28 protein-coding genes and 1 other RNA gene are annotated in these 25881 nt (G+C 62.3%); 19 read left to right on the top strand and 10 right to left on the bottom strand.

Annotation, left to right across the window (positions count from 1 at the left end; all coding sequences use genetic code 11):
• The first annotated feature begins 65 nt into the window (after positions 1-65).
• The 6 genes from NBH21_RS13410 to dnaJ all read left to right on the top strand — a co-directional run bounded on the left by NBH21_RS13410 (position 66) and on the right by dnaJ (position 8752).
• Positions 66-1457 (top strand): M20/M25/M40 family metallo-hydrolase, encoded by a 1392-nt coding sequence (locus tag NBH21_RS13410; RefSeq protein ID WP_250914186.1) that lies wholly within the window; start codon positions 66-68, stop codon positions 1455-1457.
• 442 nt (positions 1458-1899) lie between these two features.
• Complete coding sequence (locus tag NBH21_RS13405) at positions 1900-2358, top strand: YbaK/EbsC family protein (RefSeq protein ID WP_250914187.1); 459 nt, start codon at positions 1900-1902, stop codon at positions 2356-2358.
• Positions 2359-2556: 198 nt separating this feature from the next.
• Entirely contained in the window at positions 2557-4887 is a 2331-nt protein-coding gene (locus tag NBH21_RS13400) for a transglycosylase domain-containing protein (RefSeq protein WP_250914188.1), read from the top strand.
• Between the two features lie 322 nt (positions 4888-5209).
• Entirely contained in the window at positions 5210-7120 is a 1911-nt protein-coding gene (dnaK, locus tag NBH21_RS13395) for a molecular chaperone DnaK (RefSeq protein ID WP_250914189.1), read from the top strand.
• Positions 7120-7593: a hypothetical protein gene (locus tag NBH21_RS13390; protein WP_250914190.1), complete on the top strand. Its 474-nt coding sequence runs from the start codon at positions 7120-7122 to the stop codon at positions 7591-7593. The genes dnaK and NBH21_RS13390 overlap by 1 nt, the downstream gene beginning before the upstream one ends.
• Before the next feature lie 4 nt (positions 7594-7597).
• Positions 7598-8752, top strand: a complete 1155-nt coding sequence (gene dnaJ / locus NBH21_RS13385) for a molecular chaperone DnaJ (protein ID WP_250914191.1) — start codon at positions 7598-7600, stop codon at positions 8750-8752.
• Between the two features lie 68 nt (positions 8753-8820).
• Here the strand turns inward: dnaJ and NBH21_RS13380 are convergent, their stop codons facing one another.
• Positions 8821-9072, bottom strand: a complete 252-nt coding sequence (locus NBH21_RS13380; RefSeq protein ID WP_250914192.1) for a putative antibiotic biosynthesis monooxygenase — start codon at positions 9070-9072, stop codon at positions 8821-8823.
• Positions 9073-9172: 100 nt separating this feature from the next.
• On the opposite strand from NBH21_RS13380, the gene NBH21_RS13375 reads away from it, so the two are divergent.
• Positions 9173-9772 carry a TetR/AcrR family transcriptional regulator gene (locus tag NBH21_RS13375; RefSeq protein ID WP_250914193.1) on the top strand — a complete coding sequence of 200 codons (600 nt, stop codon included), beginning with the start codon at positions 9173-9175 and terminating at the stop codon, positions 9770-9772.
• Positions 9773-9778: 6 nt separating this feature from the next.
• Here NBH21_RS13375 and NBH21_RS13370 read toward each other — a convergent pair whose 3' ends face one another.
• The gene (locus NBH21_RS13370) at positions 9779-9988 is read right to left on the bottom strand and encodes a SlyX family protein (protein ID WP_250914194.1); all 210 of its coding nucleotides are present in this window, start codon (positions 9986-9988) and stop codon (positions 9779-9781) included.
• A 129-nt stretch (positions 9989-10117) separates the two neighbouring features.
• Positions 10118-10405 (bottom strand): hypothetical protein, encoded by a 288-nt coding sequence (locus NBH21_RS13365; RefSeq protein ID WP_250914195.1) that lies wholly within the window; start codon positions 10403-10405, stop codon positions 10118-10120.
• A 170-nt stretch (positions 10406-10575) separates the two neighbouring features.
• Between NBH21_RS13365 and recF the strand changes: the two genes are divergently transcribed.
• The 3 genes from recF to NBH21_RS13350 are packed head-to-tail and all read left to right on the top strand — an operon-like array spanning position 10576 to position 12995.
• Entirely contained in the window at positions 10576-11703 is a 1128-nt protein-coding gene (recF, locus tag NBH21_RS13360) for a DNA replication/repair protein RecF (RefSeq protein WP_250914196.1), read from the top strand.
• A gap of 45 nt (positions 11704-11748) precedes the next feature.
• Entirely contained in the window at positions 11749-12516 is a 768-nt protein-coding gene (locus NBH21_RS13355) for a molybdopterin-synthase adenylyltransferase MoeB (RefSeq protein ID WP_250914197.1), read from the top strand.
• Entirely contained in the window at positions 12513-12995 is a 483-nt protein-coding gene (locus tag NBH21_RS13350; protein WP_250914198.1) for a GNAT family N-acetyltransferase, read from the top strand. The genes NBH21_RS13355 and NBH21_RS13350 overlap by 4 nt, the downstream gene beginning before the upstream one ends.
• A gap of 5 nt (positions 12996-13000) precedes the next feature.
• Here NBH21_RS13350 and NBH21_RS13345 read toward each other — a convergent pair whose 3' ends face one another.
• Positions 13001-14005 carry a 2-hydroxyacid dehydrogenase gene (locus tag NBH21_RS13345; RefSeq protein WP_250914199.1) on the bottom strand — a complete coding sequence of 335 codons (1005 nt, stop codon included), beginning with the start codon at positions 14003-14005 and terminating at the stop codon, positions 13001-13003.
• Positions 14006-14201: 196 nt separating this feature from the next.
• Between NBH21_RS13345 and NBH21_RS13340 the strand changes: the two genes are divergently transcribed.
• Positions 14202-14744: an SH3 domain-containing protein gene (locus tag NBH21_RS13340; RefSeq protein WP_250914200.1), complete on the top strand. Its 543-nt coding sequence runs from the start codon at positions 14202-14204 to the stop codon at positions 14742-14744.
• Here NBH21_RS13340 and NBH21_RS13335 read toward each other — a convergent pair.
• Positions 14737-15729, bottom strand: coding sequence for an adenosine kinase (locus NBH21_RS13335; protein WP_250914201.1), 993 nt, complete (start codon positions 15727-15729; stop codon positions 14737-14739). The two genes, NBH21_RS13340 and NBH21_RS13335, sit on opposite strands and share 8 nt — an antisense overlap.
• Before the next feature lie 417 nt (positions 15730-16146).
• On the opposite strand from NBH21_RS13335, the gene NBH21_RS13330 reads away from it, so the two are divergent.
• Entirely contained in the window at positions 16147-17091 is a 945-nt protein-coding gene (locus NBH21_RS13330; RefSeq protein WP_250914202.1) for an AEC family transporter, read from the top strand.
• 70 nt (positions 17092-17161) lie between these two features.
• Here the strand turns inward: NBH21_RS13330 and NBH21_RS13325 are convergent, their stop codons facing one another.
• Positions 17162-17722, bottom strand: coding sequence for a c-type cytochrome (locus NBH21_RS13325; protein ID WP_250914203.1), 561 nt, complete (start codon positions 17720-17722; stop codon positions 17162-17164).
• A 152-nt stretch (positions 17723-17874) separates the two neighbouring features.
• Here NBH21_RS13325 and NBH21_RS13320 point away from each other — a divergent pair, with 152 nt between their 5' ends.
• Together NBH21_RS13320 and NBH21_RS13315 are read left to right on the top strand one after the other, a co-directional pair.
• Positions 17875-18630, top strand: a complete 756-nt coding sequence (locus tag NBH21_RS13320) for a 3-deoxy-manno-octulosonate cytidylyltransferase (RefSeq protein ID WP_250914204.1) — start codon at positions 17875-17877, stop codon at positions 18628-18630.
• A gap of 16 nt (positions 18631-18646) precedes the next feature.
• Positions 18647-19504, top strand: a complete 858-nt coding sequence (locus tag NBH21_RS13315; protein WP_250914205.1) for a prephenate dehydratase — start codon at positions 18647-18649, stop codon at positions 19502-19504.
• A gap of 10 nt (positions 19505-19514) precedes the next feature.
• Here the strand turns inward: NBH21_RS13315 and nudC are convergent, their stop codons facing one another.
• A complete protein-coding gene (gene nudC, locus NBH21_RS13310) occupies positions 19515-20474 on the bottom strand; it encodes an NAD(+) diphosphatase (RefSeq protein ID WP_250914206.1) in 960 nt (319 codons plus the stop codon).
• Positions 20471-20881: an HIT domain-containing protein gene (locus NBH21_RS13305; RefSeq protein WP_099056089.1), complete on the bottom strand. Its 411-nt coding sequence runs from the start codon at positions 20879-20881 to the stop codon at positions 20471-20473. The genes nudC and NBH21_RS13305 overlap by 4 nt, the downstream gene beginning before the upstream one ends.
• A 90-nt stretch (positions 20882-20971) precedes the next feature.
• Here NBH21_RS13305 and ffs point away from each other — a divergent pair.
• The 3 genes from ffs to NBH21_RS13290 all read left to right on the top strand — a co-directional run bounded on the left by ffs (position 20972) and on the right by NBH21_RS13290 (position 23397).
• Positions 20972-21068: signal recognition particle sRNA small type (gene ffs, locus NBH21_RS13300), an RNA gene on the top strand.
• Positions 21069-21160: 92 nt separating this feature from the next.
• Entirely contained in the window at positions 21161-23047 is a 1887-nt protein-coding gene (locus NBH21_RS13295) for a DNA polymerase III subunit gamma/tau (RefSeq protein ID WP_250914207.1), read from the top strand.
• A gap of 26 nt (positions 23048-23073) precedes the next feature.
• Positions 23074-23397, top strand: a complete 324-nt coding sequence (locus tag NBH21_RS13290) for a YbaB/EbfC family nucleoid-associated protein (protein WP_099056087.1) — start codon at positions 23074-23076, stop codon at positions 23395-23397.
• Positions 23398-23415: 18 nt separating this feature from the next.
• On the opposite strand, the gene NBH21_RS13285 is transcribed toward NBH21_RS13290, so the two are convergent.
• Positions 23416-23889 carry an Lrp/AsnC family transcriptional regulator gene (locus tag NBH21_RS13285; RefSeq protein ID WP_250914208.1) on the bottom strand — a complete coding sequence of 158 codons (474 nt, stop codon included), beginning with the start codon at positions 23887-23889 and terminating at the stop codon, positions 23416-23418.
• Positions 23890-24009: 120 nt separating this feature from the next.
• Between NBH21_RS13285 and NBH21_RS13280 the strand changes: the two genes are divergently transcribed.
• Positions 24010-24585 carry an RBBP9/YdeN family alpha/beta hydrolase gene (locus tag NBH21_RS13280; protein ID WP_250914209.1) on the top strand — a complete coding sequence of 192 codons (576 nt, stop codon included), beginning with the start codon at positions 24010-24012 and terminating at the stop codon, positions 24583-24585.
• Between the two features lie 3 nt (positions 24586-24588).
• On the opposite strand, the gene NBH21_RS13275 is transcribed toward NBH21_RS13280, so the two are convergent.
• Positions 24589-25206, bottom strand: a complete 618-nt coding sequence (locus tag NBH21_RS13275; protein WP_250914265.1) for an MOSC domain-containing protein — start codon at positions 25204-25206, stop codon at positions 24589-24591.
• A gap of 56 nt (positions 25207-25262) precedes the next feature.
• Between NBH21_RS13275 and recR the strand changes: the two genes are divergently transcribed.
• Entirely contained in the window at positions 25263-25868 is a 606-nt protein-coding gene (gene recR / locus NBH21_RS13270) for a recombination mediator RecR (protein WP_250914210.1), read from the top strand.
• Positions 25869-25881 lie beyond the last annotated feature (13 nt).

Here is a 25881-nt window from a genome sequence, read left to right as displayed (position 1 = left end):
GGGTCGAAACCGGCGCGCCTTTGATCTATCGTCCCGCTCGATTTGAACCGTGCAGGACATATGCCATGACCGATATTTCAGCCGTTCTCGCCAGCGCCGACAAAGCCCTTCCGCAGAGCCTGGACCGTCTCTTCGATCTCGTAAGAATCCGTTCGATCTCCACCGATCCAGCCTACAAGGCCGAGTGCCGCAAGGCTGCGGAATGGCTGGTGGCGGATCTCGTCTCGATTGGGTTTACGGCTTCGGTGCGCGACACACCCGGCCATCCGATGGTGGTCGCCCATCACGCCGCCGCAATCGCCGGTGCGCCGCATGCCCTGTTCTACGGCCATTACGACGTGCAGCCGGTCGATCCGCTGAACCTCTGGGAAAACGATCCCTTCGCGCCGGCGCTCAAGGAGATCGAGCCCGGCCGCAAGGTTATCACCGGTCGCGGCACCGCCGACGACAAGGGTCAGCTCATGACCTTCGTCGAAGCATGCCGCGCCTACAAGGAAGTGAACGGCAGCCTGCCGATCAACATCACCATCCTGTTCGAAGGCGAGGAAGAATCGGGCTCTCCGTCACTCAAGCCGTTCCTCACAGCCAACGAGAAGGAACTGAAGGCCGATTTCGCACTGGTCTGCGACACCAGCATGTGGGACCGGGAAACGCCGGCCATCGCCGCCGCCCTGCGCGGGCTGGTCGGCGAGGAAATCGTCATCACCGCAGCCGATCGCGACCTGCATTCCGGCCTTTTCGGCGGCGCGGCCGCAAACCCGATCCATATCCTCGTCGACATTCTCGCCGGCCTGCATGACGAAACGGGCCGCATCACCCTTCCCGGCTTTTATGAAGGCGTCGAAGAAACCCCGGCCAACATCAAGGCCTCCTGGGAGACGCTCGGCCGGACGGCGGAGAGCTTTCTCGGCGAGGTCGGCCTTTCGGTTCCCGCCGGCGAAAAGGGGCGTTCGGTGCTTGAACTCACCTGGGCGCGGCCGACGGCCGAGGTCAACGGGGTCACCGGCGGCTATACCGGCGAAGGCTTCAAGACGGTGATCGCGGCACAGGCTTCCGCCAAGGTTTCCTTCCGCCTCGTCGGCGATCAGGACCCGGCGAAGATCCGCGAGAGCTTCCGCGCCTATGTGCGCTCGAAGCTTCCGGCTGACTGCTCGGTCGAGTTCCACCCGCATGGCGGCTCGCCGGCCATCCAGCTTTCCTACGATTCGCCGGTGCTGACGAAGGCAAAGAACGCGCTTTCCGAGGAATGGCCGAAGCCCGCCGTCGTCATCGGCATGGGCGGCTCAATCCCGATTGTCGGCGATTTCCAGAAGATGCTCGGCATGGATTCCCTGCTGGTCGGCTTCGGACTGACCGACGACCGCATCCATTCGCCGAACGAGAAGTACGAACTGCAGTCGTTCCACAAAGGCATCCGCTCGTGGATCCGCATTCTCGACGCTCTCGCCGCGCGCTAAAGACGAGAAAAGGACACGCCCATGGATTGGCGCGTGTCCTTACCCTGAAAAACAAAAAGGCCGGGCAAGCCCGACCTTCCGTATCCCGTTTCGACGCCCCTGCCAGTACATCCGTGGTCAGGGGCGGAAACGGGCAATGCTCATTTCCAAGTGTGTGATCGCGGCGTTGAGGCCATTCACATCACCCTCTGACAAACAGGATCGCGCGAAGTGCTTAACAACACATTAACGCTGCAGATCCATTTGCCCTGAAATGTTTCGACAGCCTGTGAGGCGCCGCTGCACTGGTTGATCCGCATATGGGTAACCTCTTCCGCTACTTCAAGCCCCAGGCGATCGGGTCACGATTTTGACCGTGGTTTGGAAAGGCATTCTCCCTGCCGGCCGATACCCGACAGCATTCGCCCTTGCTCCGCTTCCGGCGATCCGTTTAGATGACGCCATGAGCCTAGAATCCGTCCGCACCTTCTTTTCCGAAAAAGCGCCCGACATTTCCGTCATCGTCACCGACGCAAGTTCCGCGACGGTCGCACTTGCTGCGGAAGCCCACGGCGTCGAGCCCGACCAGATCGCCAAGACGATCTGCCTGAGGATCGGCGAGGAGGTCGTGCTTGTCGTTGCAGCCGGTACCAAGCGTCTCGACAACCGGAAGTTCAAGGATCGCTTCGGGGTGAAGCCGCGCATGCTCGGCGCCGAGGAGGTGGTCGAGGCGACCAGCCATCCCGTCGGCGGCGTCTGCCCGTTCGGCCTGCCTTCCGATCTCAAGATCTATTGCGACGTCTCGCTGAAATCCTTCGACGAGGTGGTTCCGGCTGCCGGCGCCACCAATTCGGCGGTGCGGATCGCGCCCGGGCGGTTGGCGGAACTGACGGATGCGGAGTGGGCCGACCTCTGCCAGTAAAGAGGCGACGCGGCAGTTGCATTCCGGGTGTGGATACAGGCGTTTACCGCATGTTAACCCCCCTTTAAATCGCCTCAATTAATGTTCAGTGCTTCGGTCACTTTTTCCGCTTGTCACGCGGCTATCACCCACCGCGCACAACGGGCTCCGGCAAGGCCGGCATCGTAGACGCAAGATTCTGGAGCAAGATCGCCGGCAATGGCAAGCAAGGGCAAATCCCGCGAACGTGTCGAACCGAGCTTCGGAGGAAGCGACGAGGACGGCAGCGAGATTCGCATCGATGCAGGCGACCGGATCGGCGCAAGGGGCCAGTCCCGCAACAAGGCTTCTCCCGGCAAGGCCACAGCACGCGAACGCGGCAACGGCAGAAAGCGCAAGGAAAAACAGCGCTCAAGCGGCGGCGGGCTGGCCGGGTTCATCAGCCGGATGATCTACTGGTGCGTTGTGCTCGGCATCTGGGGCGCGATCGGGGTCGCCGGCATCGTGTTCTACTACGGCGCCCGCATGCCGAGCGCGAGTTCCTGGTCGATCCCCGAGCGACCGCCCAACATCAAGATCGTCTCCGTCGAGGGCACGGTGATCGCCAATCGCGGCGCGACCGGCGGTGAGGCGCTGGCGCTTGAGGACATGTCCCCCTTCATTCCGCAGGCCGTCATCGCCATCGAGGACCGGCGCTTCTATTCGCATTACGGCATCGATCCGCTCGGGCTTGCGCGCGCCATCGCCACCAATCTGGTTTCGGGACGCATGGTGCAGGGCGGCTCGACGCTGACCCAGCAGCTCGCCAAAAACATGTTCCTTTCGCCTGAAAGGACGCTGGAACGCAAGGTGCAGGAAGTTCTCCTGTCCTTCTGGCTGGAGCACGAATACACCAAGGACCAGATCCTGACGATGTATCTGAACCGGGTCTATTTCGGTTCCAACGCCTATGGCGTGGAAGCGGCCTCCCGGCGTTATTTCAACAAGTCGGCGCGCGACGTGAACCTTGGCGAGGCAGCCCTTCTCGCCGGCCTTCTCAAGGCCCCTTCCCGCCTTTCGCCCGCCCGCGATCCGGAGGCTGCGGAAGCCCGCGCCCAGGTGGTGCTCGGCGCCATGCGCGAAGAGGGCTTCATCACCGACGACGAGGTGAAGACGGCGATGACGCAGTCGCCGACCCAGGCGAAGCGCTACTGGAGCGGCGCCGGCCAGTATGTCGCCGACATGGTGGTCGAAGAGGTCAAGTCTCTGGTCGGAGAGGTCAAGGAAGATCTCGTGGTCGAGACGACCATCGACATGACGCTGGAAAAGAAGGCGGAAGCGGCGATTTCCGAGAGCATCGACGCCGAGGGCAAGAAGCTGAACGTGTCCCAGGCCGCACTTGTCTCCATCGACGGCACCGGCGCGATCCGGGCGCTTGTCGGCGGCAAGGATTATGCGGAAAGCCAGTTCAACCGGGCGGTCAAGGCCCAGCGTCAGCCCGGCTCCGCTTTCAAGCCCTTCGTCTATGCCTCCGCCATGGAGATGGGACTCAGGCCCGATTCGGTGCGCAACGACGCGCCGATCCGAATCGGCAACTGGACACCGGAGAACTACGACCAGAAATTCCGCGGGCCGGTAACGCTTGCCGGCGCGATGGCGGAATCGCTCAACACCATCGCCGCGCAGCTGGTGATGGAGGTCGGACCCGACCACGTCATCAAGCTTGCTCACCGTCTCGGCATCGAATCGGATCTCCAGTCGAATGCCTCCATCGCGCTCGGCACGTCGGAAGTCTCCCTGCTCGAGCTGACCGCCGCCTATGCGCCTTTCATGAACGGCGGCTACAAGGCCACGCCGCATATCGTTCGCCGCATCACGACGCCGGAAGGGAAGGCCGTCTACGAAAACGACTATGCCGATCCTCCTCGCGTGCTGAGCGAAGGCGTCATCTCCGAGATGAACCTGATGATGAAGGGCGTAATCGAGAACGGCACCGGCAAGAAGGCCAGGATCAAGGGCTGGGAAGCCGCGGGCAAGAGCGGCACCACCCAGTCCTTCCGCGACGCGCTGTTCGTCGGCTATACCAGCAATCTCACGACAGGCGTCTGGTTCGGCAATGACGACGGCAGCTCGATGAAGAAGGTGACGGGTGGCGGCTTGCCGGCCAAGGCCTGGCACGACTTCATGACCACCGCGCATACCGGGCTCACGCCCGCGCCGCTGAACGGCGGCACCTATGTCGAGCCTGCCATCGAGCAGGAACCGCAATCGACCCTCGGCACGATCATTTCCGACGTCCTGTCCGGTGGTGGCGAGGAGCGCTATCCGGCACAACCGCAGCCGCAGCAACAGGGCGGCGATGTCGGGCTGGCAGCACCGATGCCCTCAGGCGACATGGGGGCCATCCCACGAGGGGGGCCGATGCCGCCCGGGGACATTCCGATGGATGGGCAGCCAGAGGAGCCGGACGGCGCGATCCTTGAGGGACCCGTGCCGCCCGGAGAGGTCGGCGGACCGGTTCCTTCGGGCCGGCGGCGCACCACGCTTCTCGACATCATCATGGGGCAGTGAGATGCGGACCGCCGGCGGATCTTGCATTCGCGGCCAGCCATCGCCATCTGGCGGAAAGCATGCCCGGCGCAAGGCTTGGATGCTATGCAACCCGTAACGGGCTGGCCTCGTGCAGGCAGCAAATGGCGGATTGCATGTTCCGCCAATCTGTTCTTTTTACTGGATTACAGCGGATTTCCAGCCTTGCAGTCAGAAAAACTGCTTCTTATATACGCGACATAGCCGCAGCGAGGACTGCGATATCCCAGACCATCCACGTCGAGGGGCTGTCAACGGAATGCCTTTTCGGGGTTCCGACAGTCTGCTTCAAGGAGAAAATAACATGGCAAAAGTAATCGGTATCGACCTTGGAACGACCAATTCCTGCGTCGCCGTCATGGACGGCAAGGATGCAAAAGTCATCGAGAATTCCGAAGGCGCACGCACCACGCCCTCCATGGTGGCTTTTTCTGACGACGGCGAACGCCTCGTCGGCCAGCCGGCCAAGCGCCAGGCGGTCACCAACCCCACCAACACCCTGTTCGCGGTAAAGCGCCTCATCGGCCGCCGTTATGAAGACCCGACCGTCGAGAAGGACAAGCACCTCGTGCCGTTCCAGATCGTCAAGGGCGACAATGGCGACGCATGGGTTGAAGCTCAGGGCAAGGGTTATTCCCCGGCACAGATCTCCGCGATGATCCTTCAGAAGATGAAGGAAACCGCTGAATCCTATCTCGGTGAAAAGGTCGAGAAGGCCGTCATCACCGTTCCGGCATATTTCAACGACGCCCAGCGTCAGGCCACCAAGGATGCCGGCCGAATCGCAGGTCTCGAAGTCCTGCGCATCATCAACGAACCGACGGCTGCCGCACTCGCCTACGGCCTCGACAAAAAAGAAGGCAAGACGATCGCCGTCTACGACCTTGGCGGCGGTACCTTCGATATCTCGATCCTGGAAATCGGCGACGGCGTCTTCGAAGTGAAGTCGACCAACGGCGACACCTTCCTCGGTGGTGAAGACTTCGACATGCGTCTCGTCGAATACCTCGTCGCCGAGTTCAAGAAGGACAACGGCATCGACCTGAAAAACGACAAGCTCGCCCTGCAGCGCCTCAAGGAATCCGCTGAAAAGGCCAAGATCGAACTGTCGTCCTCGCAGCAGACGGAAATCAACCTGCCGTTCATCACGGCCGACGCTTCCGGTCCTAAGCACCTGACGCTCAAGCTGACCCGCGCCAAGCTGGAAAGCCTCGTCGACGATCTCGTCCAGCGCACCATCGCGCCTTGTAAGGCAGCGCTGAAGGATGCCGGCGTCACCGCTTCCGAAATCGACGAGGTGGTCCTCGTCGGTGGCATGAGTCGCATGCCGAAGGTCCAGGAAGTCGTCAAGCAGCTGTTCGGCAAGGAACCGCACAAGGGCGTGAACCCGGATGAAGTCGTCGCTCTCGGCGCCGCCATTCAGGCCGGCGTTCTGCAGGGCGACGTCAAGGACGTTCTGCTGCTCGACGTGACCCCGCTGTCGCTCGGCATCGAAACGCTCGGCGGCGTCTTCACCCGTCTGATCGATCGCAACACGACGATCCCGACGAAGAAGAGCCAGACCTTCTCCACGGCCGAAGACAACCAGAACGCCGTGACCATCCGCGTTTCGCAGGGCGAGCGCGAAATGGCCGCAGACAACAAGCTGCTCGGCCAGTTCGACCTCGTCGGCCTGCCGCCGGCACCGCGTGGCGTTCCGCAGATCGAAGTCACCTTCGACATCGACGCCAACGGCATCGTGCAGGTTTCGGCCAAGGACAAGGGCACCGGCAAGGAACAGCAGATCCGCATCCAGGCTTCCGGCGGCCTCTCCGACGCCGACATCGAAAAGATGGTCAAGGATGCTGAATCGCATGCTGAAGACGACAAGAAGCGCCGTGCGGGCGTCGAAGCCAAGAACCATGCCGAGAGCCTGATCCACTCCACGGAGAAGTCGCTCAAGGAATACGGTGACAAGGTTTCGGAAACCGACCGCAAGTCCATCGAGGATGCCATCGCATCGCTTAAGACCGCGATCGAAGCTTCGGAACCGGATGCCGACGACATCCAGGCCAAGACCCAGACCCTCATGGAAGTTTCCATGAAGCTCGGTCAGGCCATCTATGAAGCGCAGCAGGCGGAAGGTGCCGGCGACGCTGACGGCGGCAAGGACGACGACGTGGTCGACGCCGACTACGAGGAAGTCAAGGACGAAGACGCGAAGAAGTCGGCCTGATGCGGCTGTCGAAGCGACGTTTCACCGTCATGGGGCTGGCTTTCGGGCCAGCCGCATTTACATTGGCCCTTTGCGTGGCATCCGCTTCCGCTCAGGAAGCAGGCCAGATCGAAGCGGTCTATCGCAAGGTGAACGCCGCCGAGGCGAGCATTGCAAAGGCGATCGGTGCGGGCGACAGTCGACAGCTATCCAGAACCGGCAGCGAGCTTGGCCGGGTTATCGAAGCGGCGCTGAAGCGTCGTGAAGAGGGCCAGGCTGTTTCCTCCTGCGACATGGCCGCCCATTCGCTGGCCTATGTCGCCGTATCGGCGGCCGATGGGCTGGCGAACAAGGGCGAGGCCCGCAAGGTGCTGATCGAGGATGCGCGAGCCGCCGTGTCCGACTTCCAGAAGGACATGGCAGCCTGCGAGAAGCAGGCGGGCAAGAAGACTGGCAGCCACACGAGTGTGGAGAAGGCTTTGAGAGCTCTGTAGGACCATGGCAAAAGCAGATTTCTACGAAACCCTCGGGGTGAGCCGTACGGCGGACGAGAAGGAGCTGAAGAGCGCCTTCCGCAAGCTGGCGATGAAATATCATCCGGACAAGAATCCCGACGACAGTGAATCCGAGAAGAAATTCAAGGAAATCAACGAGGCCTACGAGACGCTGAAGGACCCTCAGAAGCGCGCGGCCTATGACCGGTTCGGTCATGCCGCCTTCGAGCAGGGTGGCATGGGCGGCGGCGGTTTCCATCCCGGCGGAGGTTTCTCCGGCGGTGGTTTCTCCGACATTTTCGAAGACATCTTCGGCGAGATGATGGGCGGCGGGCGCGGCGGTGGCCGGGCACGTTCCAGCGGCGGACGCGAACGCGGTGCCGACCTCCGCTACAACATGGAGATCTCGCTCGAGGAATCCTTTACCGGAAAGACGGCGCAGATCCGCGTGCCGACGTCGATCACCTGCGATGTCTGCACCGGCACTGGCGCCAAGCCCGGCACCAAGCCGACGACCTGTGCCACCTGTCAGGGTTCCGGCCGCATCCGCGCAGCTCAGGGTTTCTTCTCGGTCGAACGCACCTGCCCGACCTGTCACGGTCGCGGCCAGACGATCTCGGATCCCTGTACCAAGTGCAGCGGTCAGGGCCGTATAACCGAGGAGCGGTCGCTTTCGGTCAACATTCCGGCCGGCATCGAGGATGGCACCCGCATTCGCCTGCAGGGCGAGGGCGAAGCAGGTCTTCGAGGTGGTCCTGCAGGGGATCTCTATATCTTCCTGTCGGTAAAGCCGCATGAGTTCTTCCAGCGCGACGGTGCGGACCTCTACTGTTCCGTACCGATCTCCATGACGACGGCGGCGCTCGGCGGCACGTTCGACGTGGTGACGCTCGACGGCTCCAAGTCGCGCGTCAGCGTTCCGGAAGGCACGCAGGCCGGCAAGCAGTTCCGATTGAAGGGCAAGGGCATGCCCGTGCTGCGCTCGTCGCAGACCGGGGATCTCTACATCCAGATCCAGATCGAGACACCGCAGAAGCTTTCGAAGCGCCAGCGCGAACTGCTGCAGGAATTCGAGCAGCTGTCCTCGAAGGAGAACAATCCGGAATCGACGGGCTTCTTTGCCCGGATGAAGGATTTCTTCGATACGCTCAGCGATTGAGCGGCGATCCCATCCCATATGAAAAGGCCGGCTCTCATGGGGCCGGCCTTTTTCGTTCCATGCCTGTTTCAGGCGGTTTTCCTGCGTGGCAGCCGCATGATGAACCAGGCGAAATGGCGCTGGATCAGCGGCGCGATGCCATAGACGATCGAGAAGACCATGATCGGCGCCAGCAACGCCGTACGCTTCCACAGCGGCCAGCCCTCGGTCAGCGGCATGATGATGTAGAGGATGCCGGTCACGAAGGGATAGACCGCCAGAAGCATCAGCACGGCGAGCCTCAGCTTGGAGGGCTTGGGCATGATGGCGGGATCGGACATTCGGCTCTCCATAAGAACGGTACGTTTCGTTCCATATCGAAACGATGCGTTTCGTTCAATATCCTTCCGTGATATCAGTCGGAAAATTCGGGAGGCATTCATGGAATCCATCACGGCCGCTCCGGCCCGCCGCACATCCATCGGCGCGCAGCGCAACCCCGATAGCGAGGAGGCGATCCTTGCGGCTGCCGAGGCCATCCTGATCGAGGAGGGCTTCTCGGCATTTTCGATCGAGGCGGTTGCACGGCGCGCCAAGGCCGGCAAGCCCACGATCTATCGCTGGTGGCCTTCGAAAGCCGCGCTGCTTCTCGACGTCTACCACCGGCAGAAGCAGGACATGAGCGTGGCCGATAGCGGCGATGTGCGGAAGGATCTCGCGCTTTTCGTCAAGGGGCTGCTGTCCTTCTGGCAGGATAACGGCGGCGCGGTGTTTCGCTCCGTGATAGCCGAAGCCCAGAGCGACCCGGCAACACTTGAAGCGCTACGGAACTACCTGCTGCAGCGCTGGCAGCAGACAGGCGACATCATCAAGCGAGGACAGGAACGCGGCGAGATCAAGCCGGGCATTCATCCGGAACTCCTGATCGAAATCCTCTCGGGCTTTGCCTGGAGCAGGCTGCTGACCGGGCGGCTCGATTGCAGCAATGCCGAGATCGACGCCGCCGTCGATGCCGTGGTCAGCGGGATCGCTGCCCGCTGAAGTTAATCAGTAGTGCGGCGGTTTGGTAATTGCGGGAGCTTCCAGTGCCTGCTCTTCCAGGGAAAGGAAGCGCTCCGTCAGCCGATCGAGCTTGGCACGCGTCTGTTCCACGACCTTCCACTGTTCGGTCAGTTGGTCAGACAGATCCTCGATCACGCGGGACTGATGCGCCACGGTTTCCTCAAGGCGCGTGATGCGGTCTTCCTGATCGGCCATGAAGCCCTCCTGCATTGAACCTGTGACACAGCGCCCCGCGCTTGAAAGGCATGGTGCGCGGGTTTGGTCATGCAGGAGCGGAAGGACGAGGTCAATGGACCCGATGCAGAACCATGCGCCGGAGCAGCCTCAGCGCTGCTTCTTTTTCTTGTAGGGCATCAACATCACGGCCGATGCTGTCACGGCGGCGGCGAATGTCAGCCCGAGCGGCACGGCGACCATGAAGGCCGGCAGGATCGGATTGCTGGCGCGGCCAAGACGCGTACCGAGGCCACCGATATCCAGCCACATCAATGCGATCGCCACCATGATCCCGAGCCCGGCACCGAACAGCGCATTGACCGCCAGAAACCGCAGCATCTCCCAGTGATCGCGCCGGGCTTCCTCCGGGGTCAGCTCATCTCGATCGGTGGTCATCGGTCATTGCTTTCATGAGAAACGGCGCGGGAAGGATACATACGCTTGAGGTGTCGGTCCATGCATCAAAATGATGAAGCCGATGTCACGCCATCTGTCGAAAACCATCTCCTCGCCTTGCCATTACGCGCCTTTCATCCTAGCTCAGGGCAACACCAGATCCGGACCCCATGACGCATAAAGTTTTCATCCGCCGCCTGAAGCTCACCGACTTCCGTAATTATGCGGGATTGTCGCTGACGCTCGACGCGCGTCATGTCGTGCTGACGGGAGAAAACGGAGCCGGCAAGACGAACCTGATGGAGGCGGTATCCTTCCTGTCTCCCGGTCGCGGCCTAAGGCGCGCCGTGCTGGCGGATGTCTCCCGCGTGGGCGCTGCAGGCGGCTTTTCCATTTTCGCCGAGATGGAGGGCATGGAAGGCGATGTCGAAATCGGCACCGGCACCGAAAGCGACGAGGAAACGATGGTGCGCCGGCTGCGCATCAACGGCACCACGGTAAAATCGGTCGACGAACTGACCGACCATCTGCGGGTGCTCTGGCTGACGCCATCGATGGACGGGCTGTTTACCGGCTCCTCCTCCGACCGCCGCCGCTTTCTCGACCGCCTGGTGCTCTCGCTCGATCCAGCCCATGGCCGCCGCGCCAGCGATTTCGAACGCGCCATGCGCAGCCGCAACAAGCTTCTCGCCGAAGGGCGATTCGATCCGAGCTGGCTCTCCGGCATCGAACGGCAGATGGCAGGCCTCGGCGTCGCCATGACCATGGCACGGCGCGAGATGATGGGTCTCCTGCGAGGTCTTCACGATCCGGGCGTGGGTGTCGGCAGCTTTCCTTCGGCGGGGCTTGCGCTCAGCGGCTTCATGGACGACGAGGACCTGCAATCGCCGGCAATCGAGCTGGAAGACCGCTATGCCGAGATGCTGGCGGCCGGGCGATATCGTGATGCCGCCGCTGGCCGCACTCTCGACGGGCCCCACCGCGCCGACCTTCTGGTTCGGCATATCGAGAAGAACATGGATGCGGAGCGTTGCTCCACCGGCGAACAGAAGGCTCTGCTGGTCGGTCTGATCCTCGCGCATGCCCGCCTTGTCGCGACGATGACCGGTCACGCCCCCATTCTGCTTCTGGACGAGATCGCCGCCCATCTGGACGAAAACCGCCGCGCCGCCCTGTTCGACCGGATCGATGCGCTCGGCGGTCAGGCCTTCATGACCGGCACAGACCGGTCCATGTTCTCGGCGCTTGGAGAACGCGCCCAGTTCATCACCATTCGCGACGGAACGGCGTCGGCCTGACGGACATGCCTTTTCGCAAGCCTGTCGCCATGCGATAAGGTGGCCATGGAAAAGCTAACGCCCGAGGAAATCTCCCGCTACCATCGCCACATCCTGCTGCCGGAAATCGGCGGGGCGGGACAGCAGAAGCTGAAGGCCGCGCGCGTGATGGTGATCGGCGCCGGCGGGCTCGGCGCACCGGTGCTGCAATATCTTGCCGCTGCCGGCGTCGGCAGCATCGGCATCGTCGACGACGACCGGGTGTCGCTCTCCAACCTCCAGCGGCAGGTGATCCATGACAGCGGCACGATCGGGGAAGAGAAGACGGAAAGCGCTGCCCGCGCCCTCCTCCGCCTCAACCCGAATGTCCGCGTCGAACGTTTCGAACAGCACTTCGAGCCCGATTTCGCCGGCTCCTATCTCGGCCGTTTCAACCTGCTGATCGACGGTTCCGACAATTTCGAGACACGCTATGCGGCGGCCGACGCGGCCGAAGCCCGCAAGATCCCGCTCGTCACCGGAGCAGTCGGGCGCTTCGACGGTTCGGTCACCGTGCTGAAGCCCTACGAAGCATCGCCGGACGGCGGCCTCAACCCGGGTTACCGCGACCTCTTTCCCGAGCCGCCGCCAGAGGGCCTTGTCCCCTCCTGTGCGGAGGCGGGTATCGTCGGCGCACTCACCGGCGTCATTGGCACACTGATGGCCATGGAAGCGATCAAGCTCATCACCGGCGCCGGAGAGCCGCTAGTCGGTCGTCTGCTGCTCTATGACGGGCTCTCGGCCCGTTTCGACACCATCCGTTATCGCCGGCGCAAGGCGACTTCAGGAACATGACAATCGAACTTAGCCGCCTCGACGACGATTTCCAGCGATATGACGACCTTCTCGACCTGATCCTCAGGGCATTCGCCAATATGGATGGCGTCATTGATCCGCCGTCATCGGCCCATCGCCTGACGCCCGACCTGCTTCGCAGGAAGGCGCAAGAGGAGATAGGCGTCGCGGCATCTGAGGACGGCCGACTGGTGGCTTGCGCTTTCTTCAGACCCGAACCCGCTTCGCTCTATATCGGCAAGCTCGCGGTGCTGCCGGAGGCGCAGGGCAAAGGGATCGGCCGGCAGTTGCTTGCGGAAGCCGAAACCATCGCCGGAACCCTCGGGCTTCCAGACCTCCGACTGGAGACCCGCATCGAACTTGTCGACAACCACCGCCACTTTGCGGCATGGGGCTTCCGCAAGACTGCGGAAAACAGCCATGCCGGCTATCAGCGGATCACGTCGATCGAGATGCGCAAGACGCTCACCTCGGCTTGACCTGATCAAGTACGGCTGGGCAGGACGCGGTTCGGCGGACGGTGACCGTCGAAATAGGTCCGGATGTTGATGATGACCTTGTCGCCCATGTCGATGCGGCCCTCGATGGTCGCCGAGCCGGTATGGGGGAGAAGCACGACCTTGCCTTCATTCGCAAGCTTGACCAGCTTCGGATTGACCGCCGGTTCGTTCTCGAACACGTCGAGGCCGGCACCGGCGATCTTGCCATGGCGCAGGCAGTTGACCAGCGCATCTTCATCGATGATGTCGCCTCGGGCGGTGTTGACGATGTAGCTCGTCGGCTGCATCAGAGCGAGCCGCCGCGCCGAGAGAAGGTGGAAGGTCGCGGGCGTCGAGGGGCAATTAACGGAGACGATGTCGACCCGCGCCAGCATCTGGTCGAGGCTGTCCCAATAGGTCGCCTCCAGTTCGTCCTCGGTCGCTGGATTGACGCGCTTGCGGTTGTGGTAATGGATCGATAGGCCGAACGCCTTGGCACGACGCGCGACTGCGGTGCCGATGCGGCCCATGCCGATGATGCCTATGCGCTTGCCCCATATGCGCCGGCCAAGCATCCAGGTGGGCGACCAGCCCTGCCATTCGCCGGGCTTTTCGATCAGGATGCGCGCTCCCTCGACCAGCCGGCGCGGCACGGCGAGGATCAGCGCCATGGTCATGTCGGCGGTATCTTCGGTCAGAACGTTCGGCGTGTTGGTCACGGTAATGCCCTTACGAGCAGCGGCATCCACGTCGATATGGTCGAAGCCGTTGGAGAAGCTGGCGATCAGCTTCAGCTGCGGGCCGGCCTGCTCGATCAGCGCCGCATCGATGCGATCGGTCACGGTGGGTACCAGAACGTCCGCAGTCTTCACAGCAGCGACGAGTTCCGGCTGGGTGCGCGGCTTGTCGTCGACGTTGAGTTCGGCATCGAACAGTTCGCGCATGCGCGTTTCCACGGCGTCCGGCAGCTTCCGGGTAATGTAGACCTTGGGTCTTTTCCTGTTGGTCATGGGGACGTTCGATGCCTTGTTTAGAGGTCGTTAACCAAGCGGGGGCATAATTTCCCCGTTCAGGGCAATTTCTACCAAACCCGCAGGCGAAGACAAACAAAACTCTCAAGCCCGGGACCGTTTTGTGCCGGGGTCGGTGCAACTGCATCCTGATCTTCACGGAAACCCTTGGATTCGTTGATTGATCGGAAACGCCATGGTTCAAATTCTGCCCCGCGCCCTGCTTGTTGCCTGCCTGTCGATAGGCCTTTCGGCATTTGTGCCCCCTCATGCCGAAGCGCAGGCTGTCGCCAAGGGATCCAGCGGCCTTCCGCTGCCGCGCTTCGTCAGCCTGAAAGCCAAGCGCGTCAACCTCAGGATCGGGCCAAGCACCGACTATGCGGTATCGTGGCTCTATCTCAAGTCCGGCCTTCCGGTGGAAATCATCCAGGAATATGAAAACTGGCGCCGCATCCGCGATGCCGACGGAACGGAGGGCTGGGTCAGCCAGACGCTGCTTTCCGGCGAGCGCACCGCCGTCGCCGCCCCGTGGATGCGCGGCAATGGCGACAGCGTCTATGTCAGCATGCGCCAGGACTCGCTTTCGAATGCCTCGGTCGTCGCCAAGCTGGAGCCCGGCGTCGTCGTCAAGCTCGACGAATGCAACGGCAACTGGTGCCGGGTGGAAGCGGGCGGCGTGAAGGGATGGGTGAGCCAGGGTGAAATCTGGGGTGCCTATCCCGGCGAAGCCTTCAAATAAGACCGGCTTCGCGCGCTGCCTTTTCAAGCGAGACGAGCGGGCGCGGACCGATCTGCTGGATCACGATACCGGCTGCAAGGCAGCCCAGCTTGCCGCAATCCTCGAGCGAGCGTCCCTGCGTGTAACCGAAAAGGAAGCCTGCCGCGAACAGATCGCCGGCACCGGTCGTATCGACAAGCTCGGCAATCGTGCGGGCATCGACCTTCACCCTCTCCTTGCCGCGGAGAATAACGGCGCCCTCTTCGCTCATGGTCACGGCCGCAAGCTTGCAGTCAGCGGCAATCTTCTCGAGCGCCAGTTCGAAATCGTCTGTTTCGTAGAGAGACAGGGCTTCCTGCTTGTTCGAGAAGACGATGTCGACCGTGCCGGAGCGCATGAGATCGAGGAATTCGTCACGGTAGCGACCGACGCAGAAGCTGTCCGACAGCGTCATCGAGACTTCCCGGCCGTTCTCATGGGCGATGCGGGCACAATCGAGGATGGCCTGCTTGGCGCGCGGCGGATCCCAGAGATAGCCCTCGAAATAGGTGACCTTCGCATCGGCGACAACTTCGGGTTCGACATGCTCAGGCCCCAGCTCCACGCAGGCGCCGAGATAGGTGTTCATCGAACGCTCGCCATCCGGCGTGACGAAGATCATGCTGCGCGCCGTCGGCGGGTTCGTACCTTCCGGCACGGTTTCGAAATGCACGCCCTGGGCGCGGATGTCATGCTTGAAGATCTGGCCGAGCTGGTCGTCCGCCACCTTGCCGAAATAGGCCGCCTTGCCGCCGAAGCTCGCAATGCCTGCGGCCGTGTTGCCGGCGCTGCCACCGGAGGCTTCCACCGCCGGCCCCATCAGCGCATAGAGCTTCTCGGCGCGGACGGCGTCGATCAGGTTCATCGCTCCCTTGGTAATCTCGTTGTCGATCAGAAACCGATCTTCACAACGCGAGATAATGTCGACGATGGCGTTGCCGACGGTGAGGACATCGAACCTGCTCATTAAATGCGGATCTCCAATTTCACGGGTGATCCGGTCATAGCCAATTTTCTTCCGCATGGAAGCATAAACAGCAAGTCCGGAAGAAATATGCGTTTCGTCATCCGCATGTCATGCAGGCCTTCTAAAAGAAGCCTCAAGTGATGACGGCATGTGACTGCGTTTTCGGTCAGCCGTTCACCATCGGGCATGATCGCCCGAACGACAGTTCCTTGCTGACCACGGATGTACTGGCGGCATGGTCCGGAGCCTGGTTTTCGGGCGGAAGCGGGGAATTTCCCCGCTTTTTTCTTTTCCGGCTGCTCCGGCCATGCGTCGCGGCATTCCTGTCATTCATCAAAAATACTGGTCCGGGGGTCGCGGCCGCGGTAGAGGTGATAAACTTGCCCGCCGTAGAAGCCCCCCGAAAGCTCCCAGCATATGTATGCGATTGCCCACGATGTCTTTCCGATCTTCATCCTGATCCTTATCGGATGGGGTCTGGTGAAGGCGAAGATCCTGAATGCCGAAGTAGGCGACGGGCTCAGCGAATTCGTATTCAAGGTCGCGGTGCCGGTGCTGCTATTCCACACAATATCACGGGCCGATTTTCATGGCGCGTCACCGTTCAAGCTCTGGATCGCGTACTTTACCGGCGTCGGCGTCACATGGACCATCGGACATCTGGTAGCTACCCGCCTTTTTCAGCGCGACCAGCGGGTCGGTGTGCTGGCAGGCGTGTCCTCGGCTTTCGCCAACAACATCTTCATCGGACTACCGCTGGTCGAACGTACGGTCGGCGCGGAAGGCCTCGTTCCGCTGACCATCCTGCTTGCCGTGCACCTGCCGCTGATGATGGTGATCGGCACGGTGTTGATGGAGCGCGCCGAGCAGAAGACGAGCGGGAAGCCTTCCCGCGGCGCGCTGGTGGTGTTTCGCCAGATCGGCTTGAACCTCGCGCGCAATCCGCTGGTCATCGGCCTCATGGCGGGGTTGCTGCTGCATCTGAGCGGCCTGCAGCTTCCGGAAGTCCTCGATGGCGTCGCGGCCCAGATCTCGACGATGGCGGCACCCGCAGCCCTGATCTCGCTTGGCATGGCGCTCAACCGTTACGGCGTTGCGGGAAACCTGCGCATCGCCGGCATCATTTCCGCCCTCAAGCTTCTGGTCATGCCGGCAACGGTGTGGGCAACCTGTCATCTGATGGGACTTAGCCCTCCCTGGACCGCCGCGCTGGTGCTGACCTCCTCGGTTCCGACGGGCATCAACGCCTGGCTGATTGCCAATCGCTTCGGGGTTGGCCATGCGCTTGCCGCCTCCTCGATCACGCTGACCACCGCGCTTGGCGTGCTGAGCGTTACCTTCTGGGCCTATATGCTGCAATAACGGCGGCATGAGAAACGCAAAATGCCCGGCAAGGCCGGGCATCGCTGGAAGTCTAGAATCAGTCAGCCGATCAGTTGGTCGCGGCCGGAAGGGCAACCGGGGCATCGGACAGCGAGCGAAGATAGGCGAGCAGGTTTGCGCGCTCGTCTTCCTTCTTGATCCCGGCAAAGCCCATGGCGGTGCCGGCGATGAACTTCTTCGGCGCCGTCAGGAAGTGGTTGAGGTTTTCGAAGGTCCAGGTAACCGAACCGCCCTGCGAGAAGTCCTTCATCCCAGCGGAATAACCAAAACCTTCATGCGAGGCGATCGGCCGCTCAACGACACCGTAGAGATTGGGGCCAACTTTGTTGGGTCCGCCCTTGGACCCGTCATGACAGCTCGTACACTTCTTGAAGACGGCTTCGCCGGCCTTCGCATCGGCGCTGGCAAGCAGCGTGGCGATCGGGGTTTCGGCAGCGGCAGTGGTCTCTGCGCCGCCCTCGGCTTCGCCCGCGCCCACGGCTGCGATGGCGAAACCTTCCTTCTCCGGCTTTTCGGAGTGGAAAATGCCCTCCGATGTGATCGAAACCGTCATAAGGACGAAAACGGTTCCCAGAAGAGCCCCCACGCCCATGTTCACATATGAGTTCATCTGCAACGCTCCCCATGCAGCCGAATGATCAGCCCGGATGATCTTGAAATCGCGCGGAACCTATGTCTTTTGCTTGACAGTTGCAACACGATTGTGAATCCCCAGACTGGGACTTTTTGACACTGTTTTGGCTGATTTTGAAGGGGCCGGCGATGAATAATTCAGATTTGGGGAAGGTCCTGATCCTCATCCCCGCGCGCATGGCTTCGACGCGCCTTCCCGGCAAGCCGCTCGCCGATATTTGCGGCCTGCCGATGATCGTCCAGGTGGCAAAACGCGCCCGGGAAGCCCATGTCGGGCGGATCGTGGTCGCCGTCGATGACCAGCGGGTTTTCGATGCCGTTGCCGATGCCGGTTTCGAGGTCGTCATGACCCGGCAAGACCACCAGTCGGGGTCCGACCGCATTCACGAGGCCCTGCTTGCCGTCGACCCGAAAGGAGAGGTCGAGATCGTGGTCAACGTGCAGGGCGACCTGCCGACCATCGAGCCGGAGACCATCCGCGCAGCGCTCAGGCCGCTCGACAATCCGCAGGTCGATATCGCGACGCTGACGGTGGAGATTTCCGACGAGGAAGAGAAGACCAATCCAAATGTCGTGAAGGTGGTGGGTTCCGCGGTCTCCGACAGCCGGCTCAGGGCGCTCTACTTCACCCGCGCCACCGCACCCTACGGCAAGGGACCACTCTTCCATCACATCGGCCTCTATGCCTATCGCCGCGCGGCGCTGGAGCGTTTTGTGAGCCTGCCGCCGTCACCGCTTGAAAAGCGGGAATCCCTCGAGCAACTGCGCGCGCTGGAAGCCGGCATGCGCATCGATGTCGAGGTCGTCCGCTCCATTCCGCTCGGGGTCGACACGCCGGCCGATCTCGAAAAGGCGCGGCGTCTCCTTGCTGCCCGCGCAAACTGATCTTACGGATATCCCGATGACCAACTACAAGACCAACAAGATCTCCTTTCAGGGCGACTTCGGCGCCAATTCCGACATGGCCTGCCGCGACATGTTCCCAGACATGGAGCCGCTCCCCTGCCCGACCTTCGAGGACGCTTTCGTGGCGCTTGAGACAGGCGAGGTCGATCTGGCGATGATCCCGATCGAGAACACGCTGGCCGGTCGCGTCGCCGACATCCACTACCTGCTGCCGCTGTCGCGCCTGCACATCGTGGGTGAGTATTTCATGCCGATCCGCTTTCAGTTGATGGTGCTGCCGGGCGTCGGGATCGACGAGATCCGCACCGTGCACAGCCACATCCACGCGCTCGGTCAGTGCCGCAAGATCATCCGCAGCAATGGCTGGAAGGCCGTTGTCGCCGGCGATACGGCGGGCGCAGCAAAACTCGTTTCGGAAAAGGGCGACCGTACCATGGCGGCCCTTGCGCCGCGGCTTGCAGCCCCGCTCTACGGCCTCGATATCGTCGCCGAGAACGTCGAGGATTCCGAGAACAACGTGACCCGCTTCGTCGTCCTCTCCCGTGACGAGAACCAGCCGAAACGCGCAAGCGACGACGAGACCTTCATCACCACCTTCGTGTTCAATGTCCGCAACATTCCGGCCGCGCTCTACAAGGCGCTCGGCGGCTTCGCCACCAACGGCGTCAACATGACGAAGCTCGAAAGCTACCAGATCGGGGGCAAGTTCATCGCCACCCAGTTCTACGCCGATATCGAGGGACATCCCGAGGACGCACCGGTCAAGCGGGCGCTGGAGGAGCTTTCGTTCTTTTCGGAGAAGGTCCGCATCCTCGGCGTCTACAAGGCGCACGCAATGCGCGGAAGGCTGTAACGCCTCCCGCTCAGTGCCTCCATTCCAGCCAGTCGATGATGAGCCGGCGCGCGATGGTGCCTTCGACCGGCAGGGTGAAGCCGTTCACGCTGCCGGTCTCGACGATGGCGACGATCTCTTCTCGGGAAAACCAGCGGCAATCTGCCAGCTCGCCTTCATCACGCTCGATGTCGAAGGTCACGGCCTCGGCGTAGCAGCCGATCATCAGCTGGTGCGGCATCGGCCAGGGTTGCGACGCGTGGTAACGGACGCGACCGATCGCAATGCCGGATTCTTCCTTCGTCTCCCGGCGAACCGCGTTCTCAACCGTCTCGCCGGGCTCCACGAAGCCGGCAAGGCAGGAGTACATTCCCTCGGGGAAACGATGATTGCGGCCGAGCAGGCAGCGGTCGCGCTTTTCATCCACCGCAAGCATAATCGCCACCGGATCCGTGCGGGGAAAGATCTCGTGGCCGCAGGCCGGACAGACCCGCTTGTAACCGCCGATGCGGCTTTCCATCTCCGCGCCGCAACGTCCGCAGAAGCGGTTGTCCGTGTTCCAGCGGATGAGGCTCAAGGCCTGCGCCGCTTCTCCCAGCAGTTCCTCTCGGATCAGCTGCTCGCGAAACAGAGCGCGGGCGTCGGCCGGCTTGTAACGGGTCGCCAGTTCGTCGGCGCTGCGAGCCACCGGCACCGCGAGACGCGGCTCACCGTTCGGCTGGAAGCCGAGCAGGATGGCGCGCTCGAAATCGGGATCGAGTTCCGACAGCTCGTAGGGCGCAAACAACGGATCGAGCACCTGCCCGTCATGCTTCAGCACCAGCTGGGCATCAGAGAAAGCGAGAATATGGGCGCCTTCCACGGCAAGCGCGACGGAAAGCGAGGTCTCGTCCCGATGTTCGGCACGGCGATCCAGCGCATTCTTGGAAAACGCTGTCAGTTCGCTCGGTTCGAGATGGGGGGCACGGCTGAGGAAAATCGAATTCTTCATGAGTGGATGGCTTCTAGCAGCTTCTTCTTGATCTCGCGGCGTTCGTCGTCGGTATAGGCCTCGGCTGCGCCATGGCCCCAGACCGGACCCGGCCAGTTGGGATCGCCCTCGAAACGGGCAATGACATGCACATGAAGCTGGCGAACGACATTGCCGATCGCAGCCACATTGATCTTGGTGGCGTGGGTCAGCGTCTTCAAGCCCGAAGCCACCAGATTCTGCTCGAATGTCAGCACGGCCTGATCGAGCGGGGTGAGCTCGAACACCTCGGAAATTCCCGGTCGCTGGGGCACCAGAACCAACCAGGGCCAGCGCCTGTCCTCGATCAGGCGCAGTTCACAAAGGCCAAGCTTGATGACCAGCGAACTGTCGCGCGCCAGCCTTTCATCGAGTGCGAATGGTTGCAAAGGCGTCTCTCCCGTCGTTTTTCCTATTCATAACAGTTTTTTGCAGGCTTGGCTTGCATTTGCTTGCGTAATTGCCGATATGTGCAGCCGGGAGGTTGGTGGTGGACGAGCCACTCGCCAACCGGGTCAGGTCCGGAAGGAAGCAGCCCTAACGAGCGCGGCACGGGTCATCGTGCCAGCCTCCCACCTTCCGTTTCATTTGGCCGCTTCGTTTGGCCGGCAAACAAGCGGTCAATTCATGCCCGGCTATCGGGTTTTCGAGAGACGCTGGCAGGGGCAATGAGCGATTTCGAGCCTAAAGCATCGAATGCCAACGGTACCGCAACCGGGTACCGCGTTCTTGCCCGCAAGTATCGCCCCAAGGATTTCACGGACCTGATGGTCGGCCAGGAGCCGATGGTCCGCACCCTCACCAACGCCTTCGAGACCGGCCGCATCGCACAGGCCTACATGCTGACCGGCGTTCGCGGGGTCGGCAAGACGACGACGGCCCGCATTCTCGCCCGAGGGCTCAACTACAAGACCGCCGAGATCGACAAGCCGACAATCGACCTGAGGATACCCGGCGAACATTGCCAGGCCATCATGGAAGGTCGCCATGTCGACGTGATCGAAATGGACGCCGCCTCCCACACCGGTATCGACGACATCCGCGAGATCATCGAGCAGGTGCGCTACCGCCCCGTTTCGGCGCGCTACAAGGTCTACATCATCGACGAAGTGCACATGCTCTCGACGGCAGCCTTCAACGGCCTGCTGAAGACGCTGGAAGAGCCGCCGGAGCATGTGAAGTTCATCTTCGCCACCACCGAAATCCGCAAGGTGCCGATCACGGTTCTTTCCCGCTGCCAGCGCTTCGACCTGCGCCGGATCGGCGCCGGCGATCTCGTCGGGCTGTTCTCGACCATCGCGGCGAAGGAAGGCATCAGCGCCGAGGAAGACGCGCTTGCGATGATTGCACGCGCGGCCGAAGGCTCGGCCCGCGACGGCCTATCCCTGCTCGACCAGGCGATTGCCCATGGCGGCGGCGTGGTGCGGGCCGAGGCCGTGCGCGCCATGCTGGGCCTTGCCGACCGTGCCCGCATCGTCGATCTCTTCGACCATGTCGTGCGTGGCGACGTTTCGGCCGCCCTTGCCGAATTCGGCAGCCAGTACGAGGCGGGTGCGAACCCGACCGTCGTGCTGACGGATCTCGCCGATTTCACCCATCTTGTGACCCGCCTGAAATACATTCCCTCCGCCGCCGAGGATCCTTCGCTCAGCGAAGTGGAACGGGTGCGCGGCGCAAGCCTTGCCGACAGTATCTCGGTCACCACGCTGTCGCGCATGTGGCAGATGCTGCTGAAGGGTATTCCCGAAGCGGAGAATTCCTCACGACCGGCGGGTGCCGCCGAGATGGTCATCATCCGGCTTGCCCATGCCGCCCATCTGCCGTCGCCCGAAGAGGCCGCCCGCCGCCTGCTGGAACTTTCCGAAGGTGGAGAAGGTGCCGCGCCGGGCGGTGCATCACCGCGCGGCGGAAATGGCGGAGGCGGCGCCTCCATGGCCTACCGCACGGCAGCCGTCGGCCAGCAGAGCATCGACGCCACCGCGCGCAACAGTATCTCCCCGCAGCCGACGGCCCGCCTGCAGAGCGTGCCTGCGCCGGAAAACGCGCTCCAGACCATGGTCCGCGTCGAAACACGGCCAGCCGAGGCGGCTCCCGTGCCGAAGGTGCCGGTCAACTCGCTCGAAGAACTTGCCGACCTCTGCTCGAAGAACCGTGACCCGAAGCTCAAGGCGCTGATCCGCGCCTATGTCCGGCTGGTGCGGCTCGAGCCGGGGCGGCTTGAAATCAACCTGCCGGACGAGGCTCCGAAGTCGCTGGTGGGAGACCTGCAGCGCCGGCTTGAGGAATGGACCGAAATCCGCTGGATGGTCATCCTGAGCCGCGAGCCCGGCCAGCCGACGCTGACCGAAAGCGAGGCATCGACCCGCGCCGCGCGTCTGCTCGACGCCCGGCAGGATCCTGATGTCGCGGCCATTCTCGCTCGGTTCCCCGGCGCTAAGATCACGGACGTGCGCATCCGCGCCGCCTCCACTGCCGAGGATGATACGCCGAGCTTGCCGGCAGCGGCGGAATCCGCCGAGGGCGATATCCTGCCCGGCGACGATATCGAATTCTGACATATTCCGAGAAGGGAGTTTTCGACATGCGCGACATCATGGGCATGATGGGCAAGGTCAAGGAAATGCAGGCCAAGATGGAGAAGATGCAGGCGGATATCGCCGCGCTCGAAGTCGAAGGCAAGTCCGGCGGCGGCCTTGTCACCGTCACGATGACCGGCAAGGGCGACCTGCGCGGCCTCAAGATCGATCCGTCTCTGTTCAAGGAAGACGACGTCGAGATCCTCGAGGACCTCATCGTTGCCGCCCACAAGGACGCCAAGGACAAGGCCGAAGCCGTGATGGCGGAAAAGACCAAGGAAATGACCGCCGGCCTGCCTATCCCGCCCGGCATGAAGCTGCCTTTCTGATCACCGGCATGGGCGACCTCACGGCCGGCGGCGGATGAGCTCGCGGCCGATTGCCTTTGTCGGCTCGCTGCGCAATACCAGCGACGTGGTCACCGCCCCATAGCGGGCAATGGAATCGACAATGGTTTCAAGATCCGCCGGCGAAGGCACCAATACCTTCAGCAGGAAGCAATCCTCGCCGGTCAGCCGCAGAACATCGATGACCTGCGGCATTTCCGAAAACTGCTTCAGACACGGCTTGATGTGCTCGTGCGTCGTCCGTAGCCGGACAACCGCCATCATGCCGAGGCCGAGCGCGGCGGCATTGATCCGGGCACCATAGCCAGTAATCACCCCTCGCTCCTCCAGTCTCTTGAGACGTTCAGACGTCGCGGGTTGCGACAGGCCGATCTTCCGGCCAAGTTCCGACACCGATATACGACCGTCCTCCTGCATGATCTCGACGATCAGCATGTCGGTCGGATCCAGGTGCCGTTCAGAAAATCCATCCATGATGGTCGCTGCCTTAAATCTATCGGTCGAGCCAATCTTTCTCCGATGGTTTGCCATGTCAATTCCGCTGACTGCTATCCACAATGGCCATTCCTGCAAATGAGCATGAAGAGGACTGGCATGAGCGACGTCATCATTCTTCCGGGCATCGGCAATTCCGGAGCGACCCACTGGCAGACGATCTGGGAAAACGGCGATGCGAGGATGACCCGGTTTCAACCGAGCGACTGGGACAGACCCGAGCTTGAGGACTGGATCGATGCCCTCCACCGAGCAATAGAGAAGGCGATGCGACCGCCGCTGCTGGTCGCCCACAGCCTCGCATGCCTGCTCGTCGCCCATTGGGCCACTCACTGGGCGACCCACGGGGCCACCGGCCGGCCACACCCGGTGCGGGGCGCTTTTCTGGTTGCCGTTCCCGATCCGGCATCGCCGGTGTTCCCCGCTGAGGCGGCAAGTTTTGCCAATCCGCCGGCTGCGCGATTGCCGTTTCCCTCGCTGGTCGTCGCCAGCAGCAACGATCCCTACGGGACACTCGCCCATGCACGCGCCAGCGCTGACATTTGGGGAAGCCGGCTTGTCGAAGCCGGAGCCCACGGCCACCTCAATGGTGCGAGCGGTCTCGGAGCCTGGCCTGAAGGAAACGCGGCGCTGGCCGCGTTCGAGGAAAGCCTTGCCCCGCAGGCAATATTCTAGCCTCTAGGACCGCATATCGAGAGCCGAGCGCAGCTTGTGATGAATCGGTGCCGCAAGATAGCGGGTCCGGTCTTCCGGTGACAGCGTCTTCCCGAAGGTGGCGATCATATCCGGCATCGTCACCTTCTGCCCGTCGAACGGCTGGTAACCGACAGGCAGCCCGGCCTCCACCATCCCGCCGCGAATGACCCGGCAATAGGCACCCGGCCTTGCAGCAAGGGTATAGCGACGGACGAATTTCGAATCGCCCATCTTCGCCGCGAAGGTGGCGCAGGGAATGCGTGCGGACGTGACCTCGAGGACGACGTCTCCGACAACGAAACGATCGCCCACGGCGACATCGCGATTGTCGAGGTCATCGATCACCAGATTTTCGCCGAAGGTTCCCGCCGGCAAGGGTCGTCCCAGTTCCTCTCCCCACCAGTCGAGCGTCAGCGATCCCTCGATATAGATGGCCTGATCGACGCCTCCATGATGCCGGCGATTGCAGATGCGGTCGCCGACAATGCCTTCCGCATCCACCATTACGGGGCCGCCGACAGGCGCCTTGTTGATGCCGCTCTTGTACTTCAATCCGGCGAGCGTTTCCGCGTCGCCGCGGCAGACGGCAAGGACTTTCATCCACATGGGTCCTTTCGACGATTCCGTTGGCAAAGGTTATGAGATAGAAACGCAGCATGGCAAAGCGAGTCACAGGTCCCGAAATCGAAAAACTCATCCAGCTTCTGGCGAAGGTGCCGGGGCTCGGCCCCCGCTCGGCCAGACGTGCGGCACTCCACCTGATCAAGAAGAAGGATCAGTTGATGGGGCCGCTGGCGCATGCGCTCGGCGACGCCTACGACAAGGTGAAGATCTGCTCCCATTGCGGCAATGTCGATACCAGCGATCCCTGCACGGTCTGCACCGACGACCGGCGCGATCAGGCGATCATCATCGTTGTCGAGGACGTTTCCGATCTCTGGGCGCTGGAACGGGCAGGCGCGATGAATGCGGCCTATCACGTCCTCGGCGGGACGCTCTCGCCGCTCGACGGCGTCGGCCCCGACGACCTCAACATCAAGGGGCTGATCGACCGCGTGGCGAAAGGCGGCATCCGCGAGGTGATCATCGCAGTGAACGCCACCGTCGAAGGGCAAACCACGGCTCACTACATCACCGACCACCTGTCCGGGCTCGACGTGAAGATTACCCGGCTCGCCCATGGCGTTCCGGTCGGTGGCGAACTCGACTATCTCGACGAGGGCACGCTTTCGGCGGCGCTCCGCGCCAGAACGGCCATCTGAGACTTTCAAGGGA

This window comes from Ciceribacter sichuanensis, from assembly GCF_024055605.1.
GTDB classification, from domain to species: Bacteria; Pseudomonadota; Alphaproteobacteria; order Rhizobiales; family Rhizobiaceae; genus Allorhizobium; species Allorhizobium sichuanense.
This window is presented reverse-complemented; position numbering and strand designations above follow the sequence as displayed.